Source organism: Leptospira wolffii serovar Khorat str. Khorat-H2, from assembly GCF_000306115.2.
In the GTDB taxonomy this organism is placed as follows: domain Bacteria; phylum Spirochaetota; class Leptospiria; order Leptospirales; family Leptospiraceae; genus Leptospira_B; species Leptospira_B wolffii.
In genome coordinates this window covers 689,091-711,197 of the sequence record NZ_AKWX02000004.1, presented here as the reverse complement: position 1 = coordinate 711,197, position 22,107 = coordinate 689,091, and the positions used below count along the sequence as shown (strand labels likewise).

Sequence of the window (22,107 nt, the reverse complement as noted above, 5' to 3'; positions counted from 1 at the left end):
GGGTATCTGCGCCGGAAGTTCCTCCTCCCGCCGGACCATTCGATACGTTTGTCGATCATTCCTCTAAGGTTTGGAACGGAAGACGAAGAAATAGCTTGGAAACGGAGTAAGGGTTGGCCTGAATTCTTTATCAAACTCTGGAATCGCCCATTCGATTTGCAAGCCACAGTCGAACCGAATATTCCAGGAGAGGTCGACCAAAAATGTGATCCTATCGAGGAGAAGAGATGAGATTTCTTATGGATAGGACAGGAGAGTCTTGCGGGGGAACTTTGTAAGAAATGAAGGTCGGGGTAACTGTAATTTACATTTTTTTGATGTGTCCGCTGTTGAATTGCTATCAGGAGTCGGTGTATTGGAGAAAGGTTCCTCATCCAATTAAAGAATCCTCGGAAAATTATATAAGAATCGAGTTGCCCGGAGAACTTGCGGATGGAGATGAGAGGAAGAAAATAGAAACCTATTGGCTCTGGGTTTGGGAGGAGGAAATCGGGGAGTGGATGGATCGATTTATTTTAATTACTCCGGATCGAAATCTTTCACAGGCTTCGCTGGACCTATCTGAGCAGGCGCAGTTCAAATCAGGCTGTGAATTGCAATTTAGGGCTTCGGGAGGGAAAAAAAGGTATGAGATGAAAATAGGCGAATATCCTCCTGTCGGGCTTCGTGTACACGAAATAAAAGAATTTGAATTAAAACCTAATCAGTCCCTGCGCATTAAGATGATCTATGTGAGTCGGCCTTTTTCCAATCCAAGTTCTTGGGTAGAGGCCAGAGAAAATGCCCGCCATAAATCATTACGATTGAAGTATTCCATCGAGGATAGCGCTCTTCCGAATAAAATGGAGCTATGCAAGTTTTGAGCTGATATGGAGAGGTTAATTAATTTCATATTTCGATCATTCATCATTGCGGTGCTGATTTCATTTTCACGATGCGTCGGTCCTGCAGCCTATCGGGATATTCCTGCAAATATTGAATCTAACGATTCCTTTATTCGTTTTCGTCTTCCGGATCTTGGCGCTACATCTGCTTTAGAGGCACCGGGGGAATATACTACCGTTCAAGATAGAAAGACTTATTTTCTTGCAATATACTTGAACAATTCCTCTCTATTACGGCAACATCGGGCTTTGAGTCCTTTGGAGTCGCATTGGAAGAAGTTTTATCGAAATTTTTCTTCTCTCCCGAGTGCGATCGTTTCCGAACCCCGTTTCAATATTCTCCCCAATTGCGAATATTATTTCCCTGTGCCTTCCGGCGTTCATCAATTCAACGTCTTTACTTATAATAGAAACCACGCTCCTGTAGGTGGTGGAGGAATATACAAAACGATAAATATTCCCGCTGAACATTCTCTTCGAATCCATTTACGAAATCCTAAAGATCTGCCCGAGTCACAAATCGATCCGACTAAGTATATGTCTTATTCCGTAGGAGACCAGATTTTATTTTCTCTCGAGCCCACGCCTAAACGAATGGAGCCGCAGATTTGCGAACCGGAATTGCATTCAAAAAATGGAAAATAAAATATAGGAAAATCAGAATGAAAAAAATTTACACCTTCTTGCTTTTGCTTCTCGCGCTTGCCGCCACCGATTGCGTCGTTTTGGATGAGACCGGTTATTCGGATAGTTATACCGGAAAAGAAACCAAGAGGAGGATCCAGGAACAGGCGTTTGCGCTAGACTATTTCCAATACAATCGGACTTATTCCGCCGATATGGCTTTACTCGGAACGGTGGTGGATCAAGTGGTGGTGGAGATTATTTCGGATATAGACGAATCCAAATATTATAATAAAGAAGATGTTCACAAATGCGAATACGATATGTCGAAGACCATATTTGCACTCGGTAGAGACTCCGACGCGGGGACCGCACTGCTATTCGCTCCTGGATGTAAGGCATTGAAACCGAACGGGCTCATAATCAAATAAAGGGTTTTTCCTCAAATATATAGAGAAACGAATCTCAACCCATGAAAAAGGAAAAAACGAATGAAAAAGAAAACTTATCTACTGGTGCTTCTGTTCGCACTTGCTTACGGCAATTGCCTTCTACTGGATAATGCGGGGTTATCCGACAGCTATACGGGAAAAGAAGCCAAGAAGAAGATTAAGGACGCGGCTTTGATCGGCGACACATGGTCCTACGGTTTGGTGTACGGACCAGACTCCGCCGGTTCTTTGGCGGTATTGGATCAGGTGTTGGTCGAGCTCTTTTCGAAAATCGACGAAGGAAAGTTTTACGAGAGAACGGATGTGGATAAATGCGCGGATGACGTAAGAAATTTCGCGATTCTACTCATCTCCGATGCGAGTACGACCACTTTGATCAGTAGCAATTGCTCCGGTATCAAGGCCAACGGAGCGATTTACTAATTCGATTTCGCTCGAAGACATCTTTAAAAGGCCCGTTTCCATAAGGATCGGGCTTTTTTTTTGAAGATTTTTGTCTTTCTTTAAAGAGGAGCGGATAGGCGAAAAGGGGGAAATATGCGCATTCAAGCGAGTCTTTTAATCATTCTATTTCTTTTAAGCAATTGTCGTCATCGGGAATATCGACAAGTGATTTCTTCCGAATTGGTAAAAGAAAAGAAAGTGAGAGATGCTCTTCGGGTCCGGATTTGGGGATTGGACCAGTCGTATCTTTCTACATTTCGTCTAACTTTAGAATTGAAAAAAGCTTATGAATTCAAACCGGACCAATACGGATTCGGAAAACATGATTTTTCCGATATTTGTGAAGAAAAATGCGATAACTACACTGTGGATTTGCCTCCCGGAGAATACTACGGAAAGATTACTGTTTCCCGATCCGAAACGACCCCGTTTGTGAAGACTGATTTTAGCCATATGGAAGTGCATTTCGGATATTATAATGAAAACGGTGCCGCCCGTCCCACCGGACAATATGTGCGTTACACCGATTCCAAATGTATTACCAATCGTAAGGGAAATGAATGGGCGATGACTTCCATTCTTTGTCCCGCATTGTATGTGGATGAGACTCATCCGAATTTTTTACAACTACAGATCGATTCAAAAAGCGAACCGAGCGAAAAGGGGACGGCCATAATCTGGATCACAACATTTTTCTATTCTCTTTTTACATTGTCGCCTGCGGGATTTCTGATCCCCGTTATAGTGGGTCCGATCGGTTTTGAAAAGCAGGTATTTCATAATCTAACTCCGGAGGAATGAAATGTTCCCAGTTAAGAAAAGAAGTTTCTATCTACCGATTCTTTGTTTCCTATTCTTGTTCGAGGGATGCCTGTTTCCGGATAGGGACCGTCAATCCCTCTCTTTCCATCCGGATTCGGTCCGAGAAAACGAGTTGGATGTGATTCATACGTATGAGGTCCGGGAAGAGGGGCTTTCTGGAAGCATATATCTGATGAAGTCCGATTCGAATTTGGTGGAGCTTTTTCTTTCTAACATAGTAGTGGACAATTCCAAGTCGGCAATGATGCACCTTTCTCCTAAGTATCTGGTCGCGTTAGCTGTGGTGGAAAATACTTCGGAAGAAACTAAGATTTTATCTTATCATAAATTGAATCTAAGTCTGGAGAATCGGACCTTAATTCCTCTCGAACCGAAAGATTATCCTAAGGAGATCCGTTGCTTCAATTGGAAAGGAACGGCTAAGAACTTTTATAATTTTATCGCGATCAGTGTAGTGGCAGTCTATACTGTCAATGCGATGTTTGGTTGTCTCGAAGGGAAATGCGACGCAATTCGAGATCTCCAAAAGGAGACGGAAACACATCCTCCATTTCTAAACGATGGAAGTTATTTCTCAGATTTGAATTTTACTACCGCATTGGATTTTCGAAACGGCGAATCGGAAGGATTTTTAATCCAGCCGAAAACGGTTGCCAAAGGAGTTTTCTTATATAGAAATCCCAAAGGTTTCTCCGAGACCAAGGAATTTTTAACGAAAGGAAATTGCGAGATCAGATAAGATTTTCGTATCTACAAACGAAATTCCTCCTTGACTTGAATTCGACAAAGACCGCTCGGTTCTATTCTTTATTTTTAAACCGATCGTTCGAAACGATTCGATTAAAAATTTCCTTTTCCCTGTCTCTGTAAGTATCGTATTCTGATATATTCCAATATTATAAAAGGGAAAAAGAATCAGATGAAAATAAAGAGAAGTTTTCTTCCGATCCTTCTCGGAATTTCCGTATTTTGGAATTGCGCGGTCGATGTGAAACAAGTTCCGCGCGGCGGATTTCCCAATCCGAATCCTACCGCTTACAACGAACCGGTCTATATCGGAAAATTCGAAGTTCTGGACAATACGGAAATCGGATATGCTTCCGCCTGGAAGCATGCGTTTCGCTCTTCGTTACTGGATAATCGGGTATTCTCGGAGGTGATCGCAAATTTGCCTTCCGAAAAAAGGGTCGCGAATTCGCTCGTCTTGGATGTGGAGATTTCTCCGAACTACGAGGAAAAATACAATATGTGGTGGACCTGGCCCGCGATCTATCCGTTCACTTTTACCTGGCCGGTGCAGATGCGGACCGGAAATTATTCGATCACGATCCGGTATTCCTTATATAGGGATAATCAGGTCCTAACCCAATCCAAGATCGAGGAACGAAGTTCCGAAACGGTCACAATCTACGGATTTTATAATACGACCCCTTTCGAGAATATGATCGAAACTACGAATGCAAAAGCCCTGGTATTATGCGCCGCGAATATTTCCAAAAAACTGCAATAACATCGTTCCTTCTTTTTTCATTTTGTATCTCGATTCCCGAAAAATCTAAATCGGAAACGGACGAATGTGTATCACAATTCTTTTACGCTCATAAGAGAATGAAGGAGGTCCAAATGCGACAAAGGCATTTGGTTGCGGGCATTATGGGCGGATCCTTCGGAGTCGCATTTTGGGCGGGGCCCGTGGCTCTGATCCCGATCTTAGTTCTTCCTTTTACCCGATATTGGAACAAGGAAGAAGTAGAGGAAATTCGTATCAATTATGAGGAGAAATATTGTAAGGAACCGGTTCCGCAGGAAGGAGAGAAGAGCGGATAGGCGGCTTTTCGCTCGAGCATTGGAAGAATTTATGAGACTGCATATGGCCGGGACTCGCCGTTACATTTTTCCGCGCCAATAGAAAGCGGAAAAACCCGTAGGGTTGCTGAATAAAATGAAGCAAAATCTATAACGGATACCGACGCCGGACGATGCGGCTGAGTAAGAATTGCGTCGTCTCCCCTCCTGGTCGACTTGGCTCTGGGGCGTCTTTTGCACTCGCTTCGCCATCCCTGGCTCGCGACGCAATCGTTACGCTCTCTACGGATCGCTACGATTGCTTTCGTGCAAAAGCTTCGAGTCCCTCAGGATGCAATTTGAAGTTTTGGAAGAGTGCACCTACCGGGACTCGAACCCGGACCCCAGGCTCCGGAGGCCTGTACTCTATCCGTTGAGCTATAGGTGCGTATGTGGGAGAGTTTTTTGGATCAAGCTTGGTAGTCAACCGCTTCCTTTTGTGAATCCTGGGTTTAGCGATTTGTATCGATTTCGTTTCGGTTTTTTGCTTACATTCTGCTCCTGTTTCCCAATTTGCCCATAGGTACAGGTCCGTGTTTCTTCGTGGGTTTCTTTTATTCTACTTGGTCTTCGCTTCCGCCTTGGTGGCCGACGAAAGAGTCGCCATCGATCTAAGCGAATCCAAACGTCTTTCCAAATCCGAACTGGAAGAGAAAAGGGAAGGTATGTATCTTACCGGACTTCCCGTTTTTTCGGAAGATCCGGTCCGAGGCCAGGGATACGGTGCCAGGGGATATCTGTACCAAAACGGAAATCGTTCGGATCCTTACTTCGAATTCCAACCTTATAAATATCGTTTCGGCGCCCAGGCATACAAGACCACTAAGGGCGCCGAATATTACGAATTTACGTTCGATAGTCCTTTTCTTTTCGATACCGCGTTTCGTTTGAAGACGAGCGTGTCCTATAGCACCAATAAGAATTCCCAGTATTTCGGTATCGGGACCTCTACGATGCGAGATCTTACCTATCGGGAAAGAAACCAACCCGACGGCACTCTTAAAAGCGGAGGTTCTTTTTCCGCAAGAGAGGATGCGCTTTCTTTCGCCAGGCCTTCTCCTGCCGGTTCCGTCTTTCCTTACGAAAGCAATCGGGAATACAATACCTACGAATTCAAATCCACCACGGCCACCTTCTCCATTGACGAAACGTTTTGGAAGGCCTTCCGCTGGATCGTCGCTCCCGAATTATCCCAGAACGTCATTCGTACATTCGATTATCCTAATAATAGAATTAGCGGGAAATCGGATTATTTTTCTCCGGCCACGGATCCGAATACGGGCTGGGGTTCCACTTATCCGAACGGAACTTCGAAACTGACCGAAGATTACCAAAAAGGATTAATTCACGGCTTCCACGGCGGTTATGTGAATTATGTTCATATGGGAATCGCCTACGACACCCGGGACTTCGAGCCCGACCCCGATTCTGGAGTCCTTCTGGAGATGAATTACACCGCGTCTTCCAAAAGGGCGGGTTCCGATTTCGAATTCGAAAAATTCTTCGCTCAAGGGAAATTCTTCTATATGCCCTTTCCGAAAATTTTCGAGGAGCTTGTGATCGGAGGAAGAGCCGCCTTGCATTATACTAAAGGAGAAGACGTTCCTTTTTCCGAATACAGATATATGTGGTCCATAGACGGTCCTATCAACGGCCTAGGCGGTTTGCAAACCTTGCGAGGATACCGCCAGGAAAGATTCATCGCTCCCATGATCGGATTCGGCAATTTGGAAGTGCGTTGGAGATTCGGGACCATGAAATTCTGGGACCAGCTAGTTACCTTGAGTCTCGTTCCATTTTACGACTTCGGTAGAGTCTGGGACGGATACAGAGATATAGGAACGATCGGCTATAAATTCTCGTACGGAACAGGACTCAGGATCGTATGGAACCAAGCAACGGTTATCCTGATCGACTACGGAAAATCCAGAGAGGATTCCCAGCTATTCATAGATGTGGGACATATCTTCTGATCCTAAATTCTTTTCTTAGAGAACTTGCTTTTTCTCCACTCTCGGCGTAGGAATTCCAACGAAGAATTTTCCTTTTCAGAATAGGACCCTCTCGGATCCTATGGGATGTGTCCGAAATAAATAGAATCGGGCCTTAAAGAACTATAGAGATAACGAGACAATTTATGAAGTATAGGTTTCTTGCCTGGATCCTTGCGGTCCTCGCCCTGTTTCCCTTTTCGGTTTCCTCCTTCTCCGCGGAAGAAGAGACTAGACTCATCGAAAAAGCCTTGGTGGAAAGTTTATCCACTGCGGAGCAAAAAGAGATCGTAGGAAAATATCTGCGAAATTTAGCCAAGAAAAAGAGAAACGAGGCAAGTCATTTGAGAGAACTCGCCGTTTCCGAACCCAAAAAGGAAACGGGAGTCGCTCGCAAAAAGAAACTGATCGAACTCGCCATCCAATTGGAAAAAGAAGCTTCCATTCACGAGGAAACTCTGAAGCATTTGGATTCCTCGGTTCTTCAATAAGATATTCTTTCTTCCGCCAATTCCACCAATCGCTCCGGAGCCAATTTCGCATCCAAGCGGATTGTATTTGTAGGAAGAATTTCCTCGTAGGCTTCGGAGATTTTACGCAAGACGGAAAGAGTTTCGAATCTTTCCGTCTTTTCATTTCTACTCTGTAAGCGCGATAACGCCGTCTCCGGAGAAAGTTCCAAATAAAATACGGATATCGGCTCCGGAAATCCGCGATCTAAATTTCTACGTAGGATCTCCGACGCGGAGAATTGTTTTCCTGCCTGGTATGCCGCCGTGGAATACATGTAGCGATCCAATAAAACGATTTTTTTTTCCCTTAATGCGGGGAGAATATTTCTCTCCAAGGAGACTGCTCGGTCGTCTAAAAACGCTTGGATCTGTTCTTCCGGAGAAAGTTCGATTTCTCCGCTCAAAAATCTTCTTAGAAATATTCCGGACTCGTATTTGGTCGGCTCCGCAAACGAAATACAGGGAACGCCTTTCGAAACGAGTCGGTCTAATAAAAGTCGGCAGAGGGTACTTTTCCCGCTTCCGTCTAAACCTTCAAATACGTAAAATCCCGGTGTATATGTCATTCGCTCGGAGGAAACCCACTTGACAGTTCGGGTTTTGCTTCGAATGCTGAAGCGTATTACCGGAATCTCATTTTCGAGGACAGGAATCCATGAAAAAAACCGATAGATTCAAAAATTTCCTGGTGATAGGTATATCCGTGATGGCGGGAGTGATCCTTTCTCCCATTCTTTACTGCGGACAAGGAAACCAGGGTACTCTTTTTCTAAATGCAAAAGCGGACCGGGAACCGACTGCTGCTGCTAAATCCGCGATTACTATCCAAAAGGCTTTTGAAGAAGTATACGAAAACGTTTCACCTAGCGTAGTGTTGATCGCTACGGAAGGAACGGTTAACGTTCCTCAATACAACGATCCTTTTCAGGAGTTCTTTTACGGACCTCAAGGAAGAGTCAGAAACCAAAAAAGAAAAGTGAGCGGCTTAGGTTCCGGCTTCATTCTGAACAAGGAAGGTTACATTCTCACCAACGATCACGTGGTTCGAGGATTCGATAAATTTAAAGTAGTTTTTAAGAATGTGAAAGAGCCGGTCTCCGCAAAATTGATCGGTAGCGACCAAACCATCGACGTGGCTCTCTTAAAGGTCGAAGCCAACCAGAATCTGCAGCCGATCGAAATCGGAGATTCTTCCGCGGTAAAAGTGGGAGACTGGGCGATTGCCATCGGAGCGCCTTTCGGATTGGAGCAATCTATGACCGTAGGTGTGATCTCCAAAGTGGGTCGCGGCGGTATCGATAATTCCGGCGTGCATTATATCCAAACCGACGCAGCAATCAACCAAGGAAATTCCGGAGGACCTCTTCTGGATATCAACGGTAGAGTGGTTGGGATCAACCGTATGATCGTTTCTCCGAGCGGAGGATCCATCGGTTTAGGGTTCGCGATTCCTATTAACGAGGCTAAGGCTATCGTCGAAGAATTGAAATCCGACGGAAAAATCAAAAGAGCCAGACTCGGGGTTGCTTTGGATGACATAACCGAGGAGACTGCGAAAGAACTGAAGCTACCCGCTCCGGAGGGCGCATTCGTTCGTCAGGTTCAGAACGGGTCGGCAGCTGCGGAAGCGGGGATCGATGTGGATGACGTCATTCTAGAGATAGAAGGCGCCAAGATCAAAAACGCTTCCGATGTGGTTTCCAAAATCAGGGCTTCCAAGGTGGGGCAGAGAATTTCTATATTAGTTTTCCGTAAAGGACAAACCCTGAAAATCTCGGTCAAACTGGCGGAATAAGAGCAATAGATTGGCAGGACATACCCTAAATCCCGAGGATAAATTCGAGGAAGAGGCATCCCTCCGCCCGAGCCTATTCTCGGAATTCGTGGGTCAAAAGGAGATTCTTGCCAATCTTTCCGTATTCGTAGGCGCGGCTAAGAAGAGAGGACAGGCGATGGATCATGTCCTTCTTTCCGGTCCTCCCGGCTTGGGCAAGACCACACTAGCCGGTATCATTTCCCAGGAATTGGGTACGAGACTCGTCGTGACTTCGGCTCCGGTCCTCACTCGGGGCGCCGATCTTGCCAAACTTCTCACGGACCTGGAAGAAAAAGACATTCTGTTCATAGACGAGATTCATTCTCTCGGAAGAAAGGTGGAAGAGATCCTATATCCTGCCATGGAGAATTTCATGATCGATCTTCTCGTGGGAGAAGGGATCACCGCCCAGACCATCCAGATCAAATTGAAACCTTTCACATTGATCGGAGCCACCACTCGTAGCGGCCTGATTTCCGATCCTCTTAAGAGTCGTTTCGGAATCCATTTTCGATTGGAATATTACGACGACCCCGAGATGAAACAGATCGTTCTACGATCCTCCAAAATTCTTGGGTATGAGATAGACGAGGACGCCGCTTTCGAGATAGGAAGAAGAGCGAGAAAAACCCCTCGGATCGCAAACCACCTATTGAAACGGGTCCGGGATTTTGCGGAGATAAAAGGGGACAAAAGGATCCGTATCTCCGCCTGCGAAGAGGCTTTTTCCCGGTTAGGAATCGACGAGCTCGGGTTGGATAGAATGGACCGACAGATTCTAGAGTGCATGATCGATCGTTATAAGGGGGGACCCGTCGGCCTGAAGCCGATCGCCGCAGTGGTCGGAGAGGAGGAGCGAACTCTGGAGGATCATTACGAATCCTATATGGTAAGAGTTGGCTTGATCAATAGGACCTCCTCCGGTAGGGTTGCCACAGAGAAGGCCTACCGTCTCATGGATCGAACTCCTCCGGCATTAGGCAAGCGAATCGAAGAAGATGCAACTCCCGGCCTTTTTTAAAGTCGAAATAGATCCCCCAGGCAATTTGGGAGAAGACGACCGCCGCCTACTTTTTGCGGCGTTTTTCGTATTTGCGTTCGCGTCTTTTCTGGTCGCGCACCTATTCACTCGAAACGTTCTCTGGAAAATTCTAGGGGAGGACCCTCTTGTCCAAGTCAAGGAAAGGGCGGAGAGAGAAAAGATCTACGAGGTGCTTCTGGAGCAGGAGTTCGTGGATAAGAGAGTTAAGGACCAATACAAGGCCCTTTCCAATGTGGATTCCGCCGGTTCCGGGGGAATTACTAAAGAAGAAGGTTTCCATACAAATTCTCCTTTTCGGGAATTCGTGATGGGGAGTATTCTTCGCAGACCTTCCCAACCGAACCCCCAGTCTTCCCAGAAAAAGACCGAAGAGGAAAAAGTCTACGAGGTCGCCATTCTCAAACAGGATCCTGCGGAAAATGCCAATCCCAACGAGGAGAGTCCGAACCAAACCGCCGCCACCGGGAAGATGACCAAGATCCCGTTCAATTACAGATTCCAGGAAGACATTCGTTTCCGCTGGGATGGAAGCTCTAATATTACTGTTCCTACTAAAAAGCTCGTGGGTTACGAGTATTTCAAGAGAATGCTCCGACAAATCGAACAGAGCTTTTCCCCACCCGGAGGAGGAAACTACGGATATCGTGACGGTGCGGGAACGGTAGTGCGAGAGGCGATCATTCCCGGAGAAGTCCGTGTACAATTCCTATTAAACGACGCGGGTCAAGTCATAGATACCAGATTGTTATCCACCCAAGGACAGGAAATGGTGGATCGAGCCTGTATAGACGCTCTTCGAGGCCAGAATTTCGGAAGAGTCCCGGACGAGGTTAAGGCCCAAGGAATGATTTACGGGATTCGTTTCATTTTTCCCGGATTTAGAAGATAGGATTCGTTCTTTCGAAAGATATCGTCGCTTCTCAATGGGGACCTTTCCGAGGTTCGCAGCGATTGCATTAACGTACGGATGTTTGGAAGTTGTAGCAGAATCCGTTGAGATGAAGAGTTGATAGAAAACAATGATCTCCTTCTTGAAAAGTTTAGCTAAAACTTCCGTATTCTTTCTTACTATTTTCTTTATCCCATTTCTTTGCAGCATTGGAGAAGTTAAAAATGAAACTAAGAGAATTCCGGATTTGGTCTTTAATTTCCGCCATGAGTCTCAATTCTTTATAACAAATGAAGGGCCAATATTTGTAAGTTGTGAAGAGAGATACTCGGATAAATCGTTTCGAACTTTTATTTATAAAGGAGGATGGGATAAGGAGTGGAGAAGGTTTCTAGAAATTCCAGGATGTATTATCCAGGTGGAAATTCTTACAAACTCCGATATAATCTATCTTCTGAAACTCAGGATTGATGAAAGACGATCTATATCGAAGATTCTGATCGCAAACTCTAATTTTGAATTTAAAAAGGAAATTTATATTACAAGTTCTCGTAGTATTGAAGGCTTTGTCCTGGGGGATCAACATTCGATTGCTATAATCGAAGCGGATTTTGATTTTAGAAAAGAGCGTTTGCTAATTGGGTCTACAGAGCGAAAAGATTGGAAGGAGTTAATAAACGAAAATGCAAAGATGTATTTTCGAGACAATTTACTTTTGATAAATGGGAAAGTTGTTTCATCAAAAGAGAATTACTTGTTTCAGAGCGGAAGTATGAAAGAGTTTAGACCCGAGGAAATCGATTTTTCCGAGAATATTTTCCATATTAAAGAAATAAATAAAACAGTTGTTGTTACTTTTGCGCAGCTAAGCGATTATATTGAAATTTTAGAATCATTAAATAAGAGATATCGTATTTATAGTTCCGATAAGGATTGGCAATTCGCAGATTCACTTTTTTACCTTGATGGCAATAAGATGGTGGCTCCTTTTATTTCAAAAGATAGCTATGGCTTTGGGATTTCCTATCGAATCGGTGTTTCCTGCGATCGGGGGAAAAGTTGGATTCTTAAAAAACATCCGGATGATTTTTTTAGAATTCGAAGCTTTTACATTAAGGATGATTTTATTTACTTAATGAATTATAGAAATATAATTAAGATTAATCTCGGTGATTTGAACTGTGCTGATGACGTATAGGTTCAGATGACTTTTTTGGTATCGGTTCGCCTTTCGGAGGTTGCGTATCAGGAATTTCTGATTCATTGAATAGGATGGCCTATATATGTAATCTCAGAGATTTATAACGAAAAAAATATCGACCGATGAGGTGTTGGGAGCTATGAATTATTCAAGCGAAGAACGCTGACAAGAAGCGCGAAATAAGATGGAACCGATCTCTACGGACTTTTCCGGCAGGACCTGGAAATTTCTGCTGTGGATGTTAAGGTATACGTAGATTACGTTTTTAATGGCTTATTTCTGTCCGGAGTATTTCGGTGTTTTAGAGGATAAAAATGGTCTTTATAGAAATACGAAAATGGCGAACGAGTCCTGCCCGTGATGGCTTGAGTTATGGCCTCGCAAAACAATTATTATTAGAGCAAAATAGCGAGAAAGTCTTTCATTGGATTTAACCTTCGGCTTCTCGTTAAAGATGCCTAAAGAGAAAGTTTTTAGTAAGATAATTATGGGCCGCCAATAGCCTCATTTGCGAGGCCAACTTATCCTAGTGATGCATTTGATGTTGTGTATTCTGAAAAGAATTTCGTTCTTTCGTATATCCCATTTGAGATAAACGAAGAACCCATTTGCCCTCCTAAGGTTCCCAAAAAAACGAATTCGCTTAACGAAGCACATCCCTAAAGGGGCATTTCTTACAAACTCTCTACAAATTTTTATTGTGCGCAGCTGAAAAAAATCGACAGATTCCCTTTTTTTTGGGAACGTCCGTTCCAGGACATGTTTTCGCAGTTTTGGCAGAGAATTTTGCAAAAGCGTGTTTTTCATGCGGATTTAAGAATAAAAAGTCCCCATGTCATGGCTGCTTTGTCCGCCGGAAAGCGTATATTGCCATAGCCAATTTGAGTTAATGTGAATTTCGGAGGAGCATGGGATGAAGAGGGGTTTTGAATTCGGTAAACGGTTTTTGGCGATTGCCATCTTACTACCGTTTGTTGCCACTTGCTTGAGCGATTTTGGATTCGGTGGGCGAGGAAATGTAAACCTTTCCAAAGCGACCTGGCTAGTTGCCGAAAAAGTTCCATTTGTATCGGACAATTCCGGAGTTCCCGGACAAACGACAGTACCCGTTGTACCGGTAAATAACCTATTTAATCTTCCACCTGGAACGACAGTAAGCATCCAGGCACTAGGCGGGACTATAGATCCGACAGGAACCACCATCGTAAACGATTTCGACGGGGACGGAATACTAAACGCTAACGAAACGAATACGAATATCTGGGTGGCGGATTACCCTGCGATTGAAACCGTAATTGCTCCTCCGATTACGATGAAGATCGAAATCCAAGAAAGTGTCGCTCATAAAGCCGATTCCATCGTGAGCGAGATCAATTCCGACGACTTTGAATCCGCAAAGAATGAAGGTTCAGAGAATATCCACCAAAAAGAATTAGCACTGCGAACGGTTCAATTCCAAGACTCATACAGTAATTCAACAAGTTTTGGCGGCGGAAACAGCTCTGGAACAAACGTAGGCGGAACAGGGACAGAATACTCCGAAAGCTCGAAAGATCCTAAGACCTCGATTCCGACGGCCCAACTCGGGTTAAACTACGGAACGAACAGTTCTAACTCTTGGAATTATAGCAATTCTACCTCGGGAACTTTGAATAAATGGGCAGACAAGCCGTTTAAGAATAATATGGATGCGAACGCCTGGAGGCTTAAGTCGGATACGTCTAGCGTAAAGGCCAAGAAGTATCGCGGAGAAAAGAATGAAAAAGTCGATTCTACTTCGGTAATAAAGCCGGACGCAGGTTATGTAAGAGCCGCTCTTTATATCAAAAATAAGTCCGTAAATATGCCGGTGAAACTGAGGAATATTCTCTGCTCTTTAGTATTCGAAACAGGCACGGGTGAAATCGTCCCGATCCAAAGTTTCCGTTTACGTAACGCCGACTACAGTCTTTTTGAAGTGGAAGTATACGGTGGATCCGAATTCGGACCGTATGTAATCGAGTTGCCCGGTCTTAATAAAGCCGAAGTCGAGAAGGCCATCGCTTCCGGATACAATCCTAAGATATATATCGTAGACTATGAGATGACTCATGTTGCGGATTCCAATTATCGTTCTTCTTTACTCAATTTCACCGGAGATAACCTAAAGATCATCGAAGAGAATGCGAAGGGACGCACGGGGCTCATAAAAGTATACGGTCCGGGAATCCGGGAGATGTATCGAGTAGCGGCTTTTACTTTAAAGAACGATGCGAACCAGGAAGTGAATGATTGCCAAGGAAAGACTGCAACGAAATTTTCGCCCGGTGTGACGCTGCGAAGCGCTTTGGATAGGATTTCTCTTTGTTCGGGGCTTGAAATACAATATAAAGATTATGTTGTGAATATGTCGGAGGTTGCACCTTCCTTAGGCCAATCTCGTATTCATGTCAAAGGGATCTATTCGATCGGTGGAGTGAAGAATTCTGTACCTTGCGAAGATAAGACGTATGTAGGATCCGACGGCGCTTCTCGTACTGCTTGTGTTCAGAAACCCACGAGTAGTTGGACTTCCGATGAACTAGCGAATTCGGGTATTTGGACCATCTATAGTAAAGGTAAATACTATAATTTAACGGAGATTTGGAAAAACACGAATGGAGATCCGATCTTCTTCGATCCGACCGAGACGCAAAAAGCGATCCTATTAAAAGGGGTCGATTCTCAGATGTGGGCGGGCGACTTCTTCGATTTAGTTTTCGTTTCGGCTAAGGATTTGATCGATGGTGCACAACAATTCGAATCGACTCCAATCATTACCATAGAACAGTTCAAGATGAATACTACTTGGGATCTGAATTGGGTCGGAGGGCATCCTTACTATCCGGACAATAAATCGATCTACCTTGGGGATGCGGGTTTCGGAGAGAAGGTAGAAATCAGCATACGTTTGGATAAAACCAAATACTTAAATCCCGATTTCGGGATTCCGACTCCTGCCGGAGCGTATTCCTATTTTTCCGAATTCGCGTATAACCGGATCACGACTACCGAAAAATTCTCGATAGATCAGGCTTCCGATTTCGAGCTTAGTATGGGGTTGGGTGGAGCTAGAACAGACTGGCAACACATCGTGAAGGATCTAGATAATAATAGCCCTTATAAATTGAAATCCTGCGGAAGGACTCTGGATTTCCAGACGCAGGTATATAAGCATTGTATCCAGTTGCCTACGGATAGTACGTATGTGGATAAGGACATGACTCTAATTAAGATTTTTGTTCGTCCCGCCTTCAATAGTGCATATCGTAAGACCGTATGGCCTTTACGTTACCAGGACGTTAGGAAAGTTAGAGCTTCCTTGGCTTCACCGGCTTTTCAGGGTGCCAAGAAGATTAGCATTACGTCGAGCTACGGAACGATTTCCGTAGGAGATACTCTGTATATCGATGGAAATGAGAATTATTATTACCAAGTGAATAGTGTGGGAACTCCTGCCGCGGACGGAAGTTTTGAAGTCGGTATAGATAGCGGGGTAATCGAGGATTATAAGAAGACCACATATATTTACGTAAAGGGTAGTCTGGATAAGCCTGACGTTCGTTTGGCGGTGGATAATACCTTTATCACGGATTGGAATCAGCAAGTAGGTGCGATAATTCCTACGACCTATGAGACTCCTACAAATCTCCAGCTTTTGAATACCACATCCGTTACTTGCAGCAGCTTACAACTCTTTCATCCTTTGAGCTGTTTGGGTTATCAGCCCGATTACAGAGCCGTCAACTGGATGGGAAATTACAACTATGGGGTGGCGGCATGGAATTCATGGACAGACGGGGGCGATTTTGAAAGTTTCTTAGGCGATGGTCTCCTTCGATTGGCAACCAGTACGGGTAGTAGCTATCGTTTGGAGCCGAGTACAAAGGATTTCGATTTTAGCCAGAACCCTGCTGCGATTCCTACCGGGGCTCCGATCACCGTCGCTAACGGTAGTACTGCATTCGTCATTTGGAAGAAGGATAATTTGATTCAAATCCGGCCGTATGATGTAACTAAGGCAGCGGAAGCGGGTATATTGGACAATGCTAAGCAGATCAACTCCACCACTACTTCTCCTCTGACAAACTTATTTGCGGCGACCATTAACGATGGTATCATCTCAATCGTTTGGGATAGCGGGAATGCGATCTATATCCGTTTTTGGAATGCGGCTACGAATACTGCTATCGGATCGGAGCTAAAGGTAACGGATAGAAACGCGGTAGGAAGCGCTTATTCTAGGATCAACGTTTCCATGGGAACAGGAGCCCGAGCCTTTGTGGTTTGGAACGATGTTTTGTGGTATCCGATAGGCTCTCATAAATGGTTGGCCGGTAGGATCTTTCAAGCGGATCCGGTCGCTAATACTGCAGTTGCGACTGCGACAAGTTTCATCATCGATGAAGTCACAAACCTGGAAGATTTACGATATGAGGTGACCACCGCCGGGAACGGTAGTGATTACGTAGCTGTAGCATGGCATTATTCGTCGATCCAAGGGAATTTTTATAATATAGATTTTAGGACCTATAATATAACTACAGGAGCTCCAGTCGGACCATTGCGTGTTCTTGCATCCGGAGCGGGTCTTCTACCCTATAATGGTTCCCTTTTCTTGGAAGCTTCCGGCATTACCGGATGTCTCATTTGGAAAACTCCGGGTAACACACTTTCCGGTCGAGTATTCAATCTCCAAACGGATACTGCGTTAGGAGGATCAAACTTCCAGATCGATACGGGTGTAGGTTCGATAAATACGACGCTGATCGGAAATAAGGTATTCGTAAATTATACGAAAGGTGCGGACATCTATACAAAAGTGGTAAGTATTCCGGACAATTTCCTGTTGGTAAACACTACCGTAAAACTCAACTCATCCAGCAAGGCGACCAGTCGTAAGCCGGGCAAGACCATTCAGTCCGGAGATCAGTTTATCACATTCTGGGAACATTTGGAATCCGGTCTCTCGACTATTCGTGGAAGGACGGCGACTCTAAATCCACCTATAAGCCTATTGGGTTCCGGAGAATTCTTTATAAGTACTAAAAACGCGGGTAGTCAGACTTCTCCTGTCGGCCAAGCGTTTAGTAATAGCGGATTGGCAGTTTGGCTCTCTAACGATGTCGACAAATACAATATCCGAGCTTATAACATAGATATCAATAATCCGGGCGCATTGCAATACGGACTGAATAACTTCTTCGTAGCACCTTTAATGGAACGGGACTACACAATCTGGTCCAAGATCATCTATTAAGGGAGGCTAATGATGAAAACGATTTTTGACGCAAAGTTCAGCTTTCTAATCGGAAGCTTCGCCTTAGTATTTCTTTTTTCTTGCGGAGATTCGGGAAGCGATACCTTACATAACGTGAATCTTTCAAATGCAAAATGGTTATTTGCCGAGAAAGTTCCATTAGCTACGAATACGGACGGAGGGACAGTAGTTCCAGGCGCCACTCCCCAGGCTCCGACTCCTTTACATGATCTATTCTCCCTCACTCCAGGGAGTTGGGTTTCTATCCAGTCTTTGGGTGGAGCGATCGATCCGACCGGGACCACCGTTGAAAACGATTTCGACGGAGACGGCATTCTCAATTCGAAAGAGACAACTACAAATGTTTGGGTAGCGGATTATCCTAGGATTGAAGCCACGATCATGCCGCCCGTGACTATGAAGATCGAGATTCTGCAAAGTACCCAGACTGCGAACGATGAGATTATTAGCGAGATCAACTCCGACGATTTCGAGTCTGCTAAGAACGATGGATCGGAAAAAATTCACCAAAACGAATTGAATCTGAAAACCGTTCAATACCAGGAGCAATTTAGTAATACGACTAGTTTCGGCCTGGGGAATTCGTCTTCCGCAAATTACGGAGCGTCCTACGGCGGCTTCGGGTTGGATTATGGAACTAGCGGTTCAAATAACTGGAATTTTAGTAACTCCACATCCAAGACGGTTACGAAATGGGCGGACAAGCCGTTTAAGAATAATATCGACTCCGATGCGTGGAGATTGAAATCGGATTCATCCAGTTTAAAGGCTAGAAAATACAGAGGAGAGAAGAATACCAAAATAAACAGCACCTCTAAAGTGGATCCGAATGCCGGTTATATCCGGGCGGCATTGTATATCAAAAATCTCTCCACAAATATGCCCGTAAAATTGAGGAATATTCTTTGTTCGTTAATGTTCGAAACCGGAACAGGGGATTTGATACCGGTCCAAAGTTTCCGACTCAGAAACGATGATTATAGCCTTTTCGAAATAGAAGTCTATGGAGGATCGTCATTCGGACCCTATGTTGTCGAGCTTTCCGGTTTAAATACGAAAGAAATCGAAGCGGCTATTGCCTCCGGCTATAATCCGAAAGTTTTCGTTGTAGATTACGAAATGACTCATGTGGCCGATTCGAATTATCGCTCCAACTTGTTGAATTATAGCGGCGATAATTTGAAAATTGTGGAAGAGAATGCAAAAGGCCGCACAAGCCTGATTCGAATCTTCGGGAACAATATCCGCGAACTCTTCCGAGTCGCCGCTTTCGATGCAGTCGGCGATTTAAACGATCCTTGTCGTCCCGGCACTCTAACTAATATTTCTCCGGGAATATCTTTGCGTAAGGCCTTGGATCGCATATCATGTTCGGGGCTCGAGATCACTTACGGGGATTTTGTATTAGATCTTTCTGAAATAGCACCTTCTCTTAAGGAGCCTAGGGTGCACGTAAAAGGGATCAAGTCCATCGGCCCTTTGCAGAATACAATTCCTTGTATAGATGAGACGCATACCGGATCGGACGGGGTTTCCTATACTGCTTGTGTGCAGATTCCTGTAAGCAAATGGACGGACGAACAGATTGCTAACGCAGGTGTGTGGGTCATTTATTCCAAAGGAAAATATTATCATCTTACCGAGTATTGGAAGGACGGTAATAACGTTCGAACCTTCGATCCGGAAAATGCCCCTAAAGCCGTTCCAATGGTAAAGGGTGTGGATTCTTTACTTTGGGCGGGAGATTATATCGATATAGTTTATATTTCCGCAAAAGATTATCTCGCACAACAGATCGATTATTCCAAGAATCCTTTGACTACGACTAAGCAATTTTCCCTTAATACCGCTTGGGATTCCAGTAGCCTTGGGATTCATCCATATTATCCGGATACCGCTTCCGTCTATCTGGGAGAAGCGGGCTTTGGCGAGAAGATCGAGATCAAAATCCAATTAGATAAGACCCAATACCTGAACCCAAATTTCGGAACTCCGGAATCGGCGGGAGTATTCACGTATCTTTGGAATTTCCAGTATAACCGAAAAGCGACTCTCGACAAATATTCGATCGATCAGGTTTCCGACTTCGAAGTAAGCTTAGGCTTCGGGGGAACGAGGACGGATTGGCAGCATATCGTAAAAGACTTGAATCCCGCGAGCGAATACAAAATGAAAAGCTGCGGACGAACGCTCGATTTTTCCACTCAGGTCTTTACTCACTGTATCCAGTTGCCTACGAAAAGTAATTACGTTTCGGAAGACATTAGCTTAATCAAATTGTATCTTCGTCCATCTCTAAATAGCGCCTATCGTAAAACCATTTGGCCGTTAAGGTATACGGAAGTGAGAAAAGTTCGCGGAGAATTGGGTGCGGATTTAGCGATAGGAAACGATCTTCTAAATCTGGCCAAATCTTACGGCAATTTGGAAGAAGGCGATACTCTTTACATTAATGGAAATGAAAACGCTCCGTATATTATACAGACTATTTCCGCTCCGTTAAGCGACGGATCTTTTAATGTAACGCTCCAATATCCAGTCACTGAGAAATACTCCAAAACAAATTCCGTTTATGTGAAAGGAACATTGGCAGCGCCGGATGTTCGTTTGTCTACGGATACTAATTTCGTGTCTGAATGGAACGCGCAGTTAGGCTCCACTTTGCCGACAAATTACGATAATCCGGCTTACCTGCAATTCTTAACAGGATCCTTAAGTTGTACCACCTATGCCTTTCATCCAGTATCTTGTCTTGGATTCTCTCCAGACTTGAATGCCTTGAATTGGATAGGAGGATACAATTACGGTGTTGCAGCTTGGAATTCCTGGGCGGATGCCGCCAATTTCGACGGATTCCTAGGAAGCGGACTATTCCAAATTACCGCGAATACCAACCATTCTTATCGATTGGAACCGGGCACAACGGACTTTAAGATCGGAGAACATTCCGGAGCAAATCCGCTCTCCGAACCGGTCGTAATATCGAATGGAGACCTTGCTATGGTCGTCTGGAAAAAGGACACCGACGTATTCGGAAGATTTTATCAAATTTCTACCGGAACGAATTTATCAGGAATCCTAGATCTTACGACCGCTTCCGCCACGGGAAAATTCGCAGTCAAAACCAACGGTTCAAAGTTGGTTTTACTTTGGGATAGCGGTAATGATCTGTATATCAGCGTTCGTAACTGGGATGCGGCGGCAACGACCGCGGTGGAATCCAAAGTCGCGACTAGGCAAACCGCTGGCGGGGTCGGCTATACTTTCGATTTGGCGGTCGGAACGACGAAAGCATTAATCGCTTGGAACTCGGTATATACCACTCTGTTCTATTCGTTTCCTTCTACACATACCGTTTACAATCATGAATCGTATGCCAGACAATACGATCTCTCTACCGGAGCCGCTTCGGCTGTCGCTTTCAAATACTATACGGAAGCGGTAGATTCTTACAACTCCGGGACCGGAGCGATGCGGGTAGCGGCGGACGGAAGCGGAACGAATGCGATTCTTGCAAACGTTACTTACGACTCGAATTCCTATGGAATCAGAGCCGTTCCGTATGATTTCAACACAGGCACTATAGTAGGAAGCTTGAAGATAATAAAGGCTCAGGGAGCGAACCCCGGAACTTCTTTATCCGTAGGTGTAACCGGCATGAATGCGCTTCTGGTTTGGAGAAGACCGGATAACGCTCTTTTTGCCAGGAGTATGGATCTTTCCACCGGGAATCTGATTAGTTCCGGAGAGGTAGCAATCGATACTAAAGCGACGAGTTTCAAACTTTCCGTCGCAGATGACATCGGGCTTATCCTTTATTCTACGACAACTAACAGAATCAATTTGAGACCGTTCTTAGTTTCAGTCGGACAATTGAAAGTAATGAATGTGTTATCTTTGGACACTTCCTTGAAGGCGACGGCTCGTAAACCGGGCGTTCCTTCATTAGTGGGAAATAATATTATTTCATTATGGGAGCACGAAGAGAATTCGAAACGAACGATCCGAGGAAGAATCGCGACTTTAAGTCCTTTCCAACTCAAAGGAAGCGGAGAATTCTTCGTGAGTACTACGAACCAAGGCACTCAGACCGGACCAAGCGCGGTCGGAATCGCAAATATGGGATTGGGCGCTTGGTTGTCCCAGGATACCGATCTACCCAGAATTCGGGGTTACTATCTGGATCTCAATAACCCGGGTGCGCTGCAATACGGTTTGAATAACTTCTTCGTGGCTCCTTTGATCGAGAGGGACTATACCCTCTGGACGAAGATCATCTACTGAAC

General features: G+C 44.7%; 16 protein-coding genes and 1 tRNA gene. 15 read left to right on the top strand and 2 right to left on the bottom strand.

Features of this window, described 5'->3' with window-relative positions; translation table 11 throughout:
- Positions 1–281: 281 nt before the first annotated feature.
- The 7 genes from LEP1GSC061_RS03225 (at position 282) to LEP1GSC061_RS03190 (ending at position 5,053) form a co-directional block, all read left to right on the top strand.
- Positions 282–863: a hypothetical protein gene (locus tag LEP1GSC061_RS03225; RefSeq protein ID WP_040507701.1), complete on the top strand. Its 582-nt coding sequence runs from the start codon at positions 282–284 to the stop codon at positions 861–863.
- Between the two features lie 683 nt (positions 864–1,546).
- On the top strand, positions 1,547–1,939 hold the full coding sequence (locus LEP1GSC061_RS03215) for a TIGR04452 family lipoprotein (protein ID WP_016544107.1): 393 nt from the start codon (positions 1,547–1,549) through the stop codon (positions 1,937–1,939).
- Positions 1,940–1,999: 60 nt separating this feature from the next.
- On the top strand, positions 2,000–2,383 hold the full coding sequence (locus LEP1GSC061_RS03210; RefSeq protein WP_016543988.1) for a TIGR04452 family lipoprotein: 384 nt from the start codon (positions 2,000–2,002) through the stop codon (positions 2,381–2,383).
- A 186-nt stretch (positions 2,384–2,569) separates the two neighbouring features.
- Positions 2,570–3,205, top strand: a complete 636-nt coding sequence (locus LEP1GSC061_RS03205; RefSeq protein ID WP_016543381.1) for a hypothetical protein — start codon at positions 2,570–2,572, stop codon at positions 3,203–3,205.
- Position 3,206: 1 nt separating this feature from the next.
- On the top strand, positions 3,207–3,965 hold the full coding sequence (locus LEP1GSC061_RS03200; protein ID WP_016543637.1) for a hypothetical protein: 759 nt from the start codon (positions 3,207–3,209) through the stop codon (positions 3,963–3,965).
- Positions 3,966–4,145: 180 nt separating this feature from the next.
- Positions 4,146–4,736: an LBF_2127 family putative lipoprotein gene (locus tag LEP1GSC061_RS03195; RefSeq protein WP_016544012.1), complete on the top strand. Its 591-nt coding sequence runs from the start codon at positions 4,146–4,148 to the stop codon at positions 4,734–4,736.
- 113 nt (positions 4,737–4,849) lie between these two features.
- Entirely contained in the window at positions 4,850–5,053 is a 204-nt protein-coding gene (locus LEP1GSC061_RS03190; RefSeq protein WP_016543492.1) for a hypothetical protein, read from the top strand.
- 334 nt (positions 5,054–5,387) lie between these two features.
- Here the strand turns inward: LEP1GSC061_RS03190 and LEP1GSC061_RS03185 are convergent.
- Positions 5,388–5,459, bottom strand: a tRNA-Arg gene (locus LEP1GSC061_RS03185).
- Positions 5,460–5,604: 145 nt separating this feature from the next.
- On the opposite strand from LEP1GSC061_RS03185, the gene omp85 reads away from it, so the two are divergent.
- Both omp85 and LEP1GSC061_RS03175 read left to right on the top strand, forming a co-directional pair.
- Complete coding sequence (gene omp85 / locus LEP1GSC061_RS03180) at positions 5,605–7,044, top strand: Omp85 family outer membrane protein (RefSeq protein ID WP_016543841.1); 1,440 nt, start codon at positions 5,605–5,607, stop codon at positions 7,042–7,044.
- Positions 7,045–7,208: 164 nt separating this feature from the next.
- The gene (locus LEP1GSC061_RS03175; protein WP_016543819.1) at positions 7,209–7,553 is read left to right on the top strand and encodes an LIC10421/LIC12816 family protein; all 345 of its coding nucleotides are present in this window, start codon (positions 7,209–7,211) and stop codon (positions 7,551–7,553) included.
- On the opposite strand, the gene tmk is transcribed toward LEP1GSC061_RS03175, so the two are convergent.
- Entirely contained in the window at positions 7,547–8,140 is a 594-nt protein-coding gene (tmk, locus tag LEP1GSC061_RS03170; protein WP_016543914.1) for a dTMP kinase, read from the bottom strand. The genes LEP1GSC061_RS03175 and tmk overlap by 7 nt on opposite strands.
- 89 nt (positions 8,141–8,229) lie before the next feature.
- Here tmk and LEP1GSC061_RS03165 point away from each other — a divergent pair, with 89 nt between their 5' ends.
- The 6 genes from LEP1GSC061_RS03165 (at position 8,230) to LEP1GSC061_RS03135 (ending at position 22,105) form a co-directional block, all read left to right on the top strand.
- Positions 8,230–9,369, top strand: a complete 1,140-nt coding sequence (locus LEP1GSC061_RS03165) for a trypsin-like peptidase domain-containing protein (protein WP_016543934.1) — start codon at positions 8,230–8,232, stop codon at positions 9,367–9,369.
- Between the two features lie 10 nt (positions 9,370–9,379).
- A complete protein-coding gene (ruvB, locus tag LEP1GSC061_RS03160; RefSeq protein WP_016543577.1) occupies positions 9,380–10,411 on the top strand; it encodes a Holliday junction branch migration DNA helicase RuvB in 1,032 nt (343 codons plus the stop codon).
- Positions 10,389–11,321 (top strand): energy transducer TonB family protein, encoded by a 933-nt coding sequence (locus LEP1GSC061_RS03155; protein WP_052006474.1) that lies wholly within the window; start codon positions 10,389–10,391, stop codon positions 11,319–11,321. Before ruvB ends, LEP1GSC061_RS03155 begins: the two co-directional genes overlap by 23 nt.
- 142 nt (positions 11,322–11,463) lie before the next feature.
- Positions 11,464–12,519, top strand: coding sequence for a hypothetical protein (locus LEP1GSC061_RS03150; RefSeq protein WP_156844474.1), 1,056 nt, complete (start codon positions 11,464–11,466; stop codon positions 12,517–12,519).
- Between the two features lie 916 nt (positions 12,520–13,435).
- The gene (locus LEP1GSC061_RS03140) at positions 13,436–17,800 is read left to right on the top strand and encodes an LIC12048 family lipoprotein (protein ID WP_016543820.1); all 4,365 of its coding nucleotides are present in this window, start codon (positions 13,436–13,438) and stop codon (positions 17,798–17,800) included.
- A gap of 9 nt (positions 17,801–17,809) precedes the next feature.
- Positions 17,810–22,105: an LIC12048 family lipoprotein gene (locus LEP1GSC061_RS03135; protein WP_232218352.1), complete on the top strand. Its 4,296-nt coding sequence runs from the start codon at positions 17,810–17,812 to the stop codon at positions 22,103–22,105.
- Positions 22,106–22,107 lie beyond the last annotated feature (2 nt).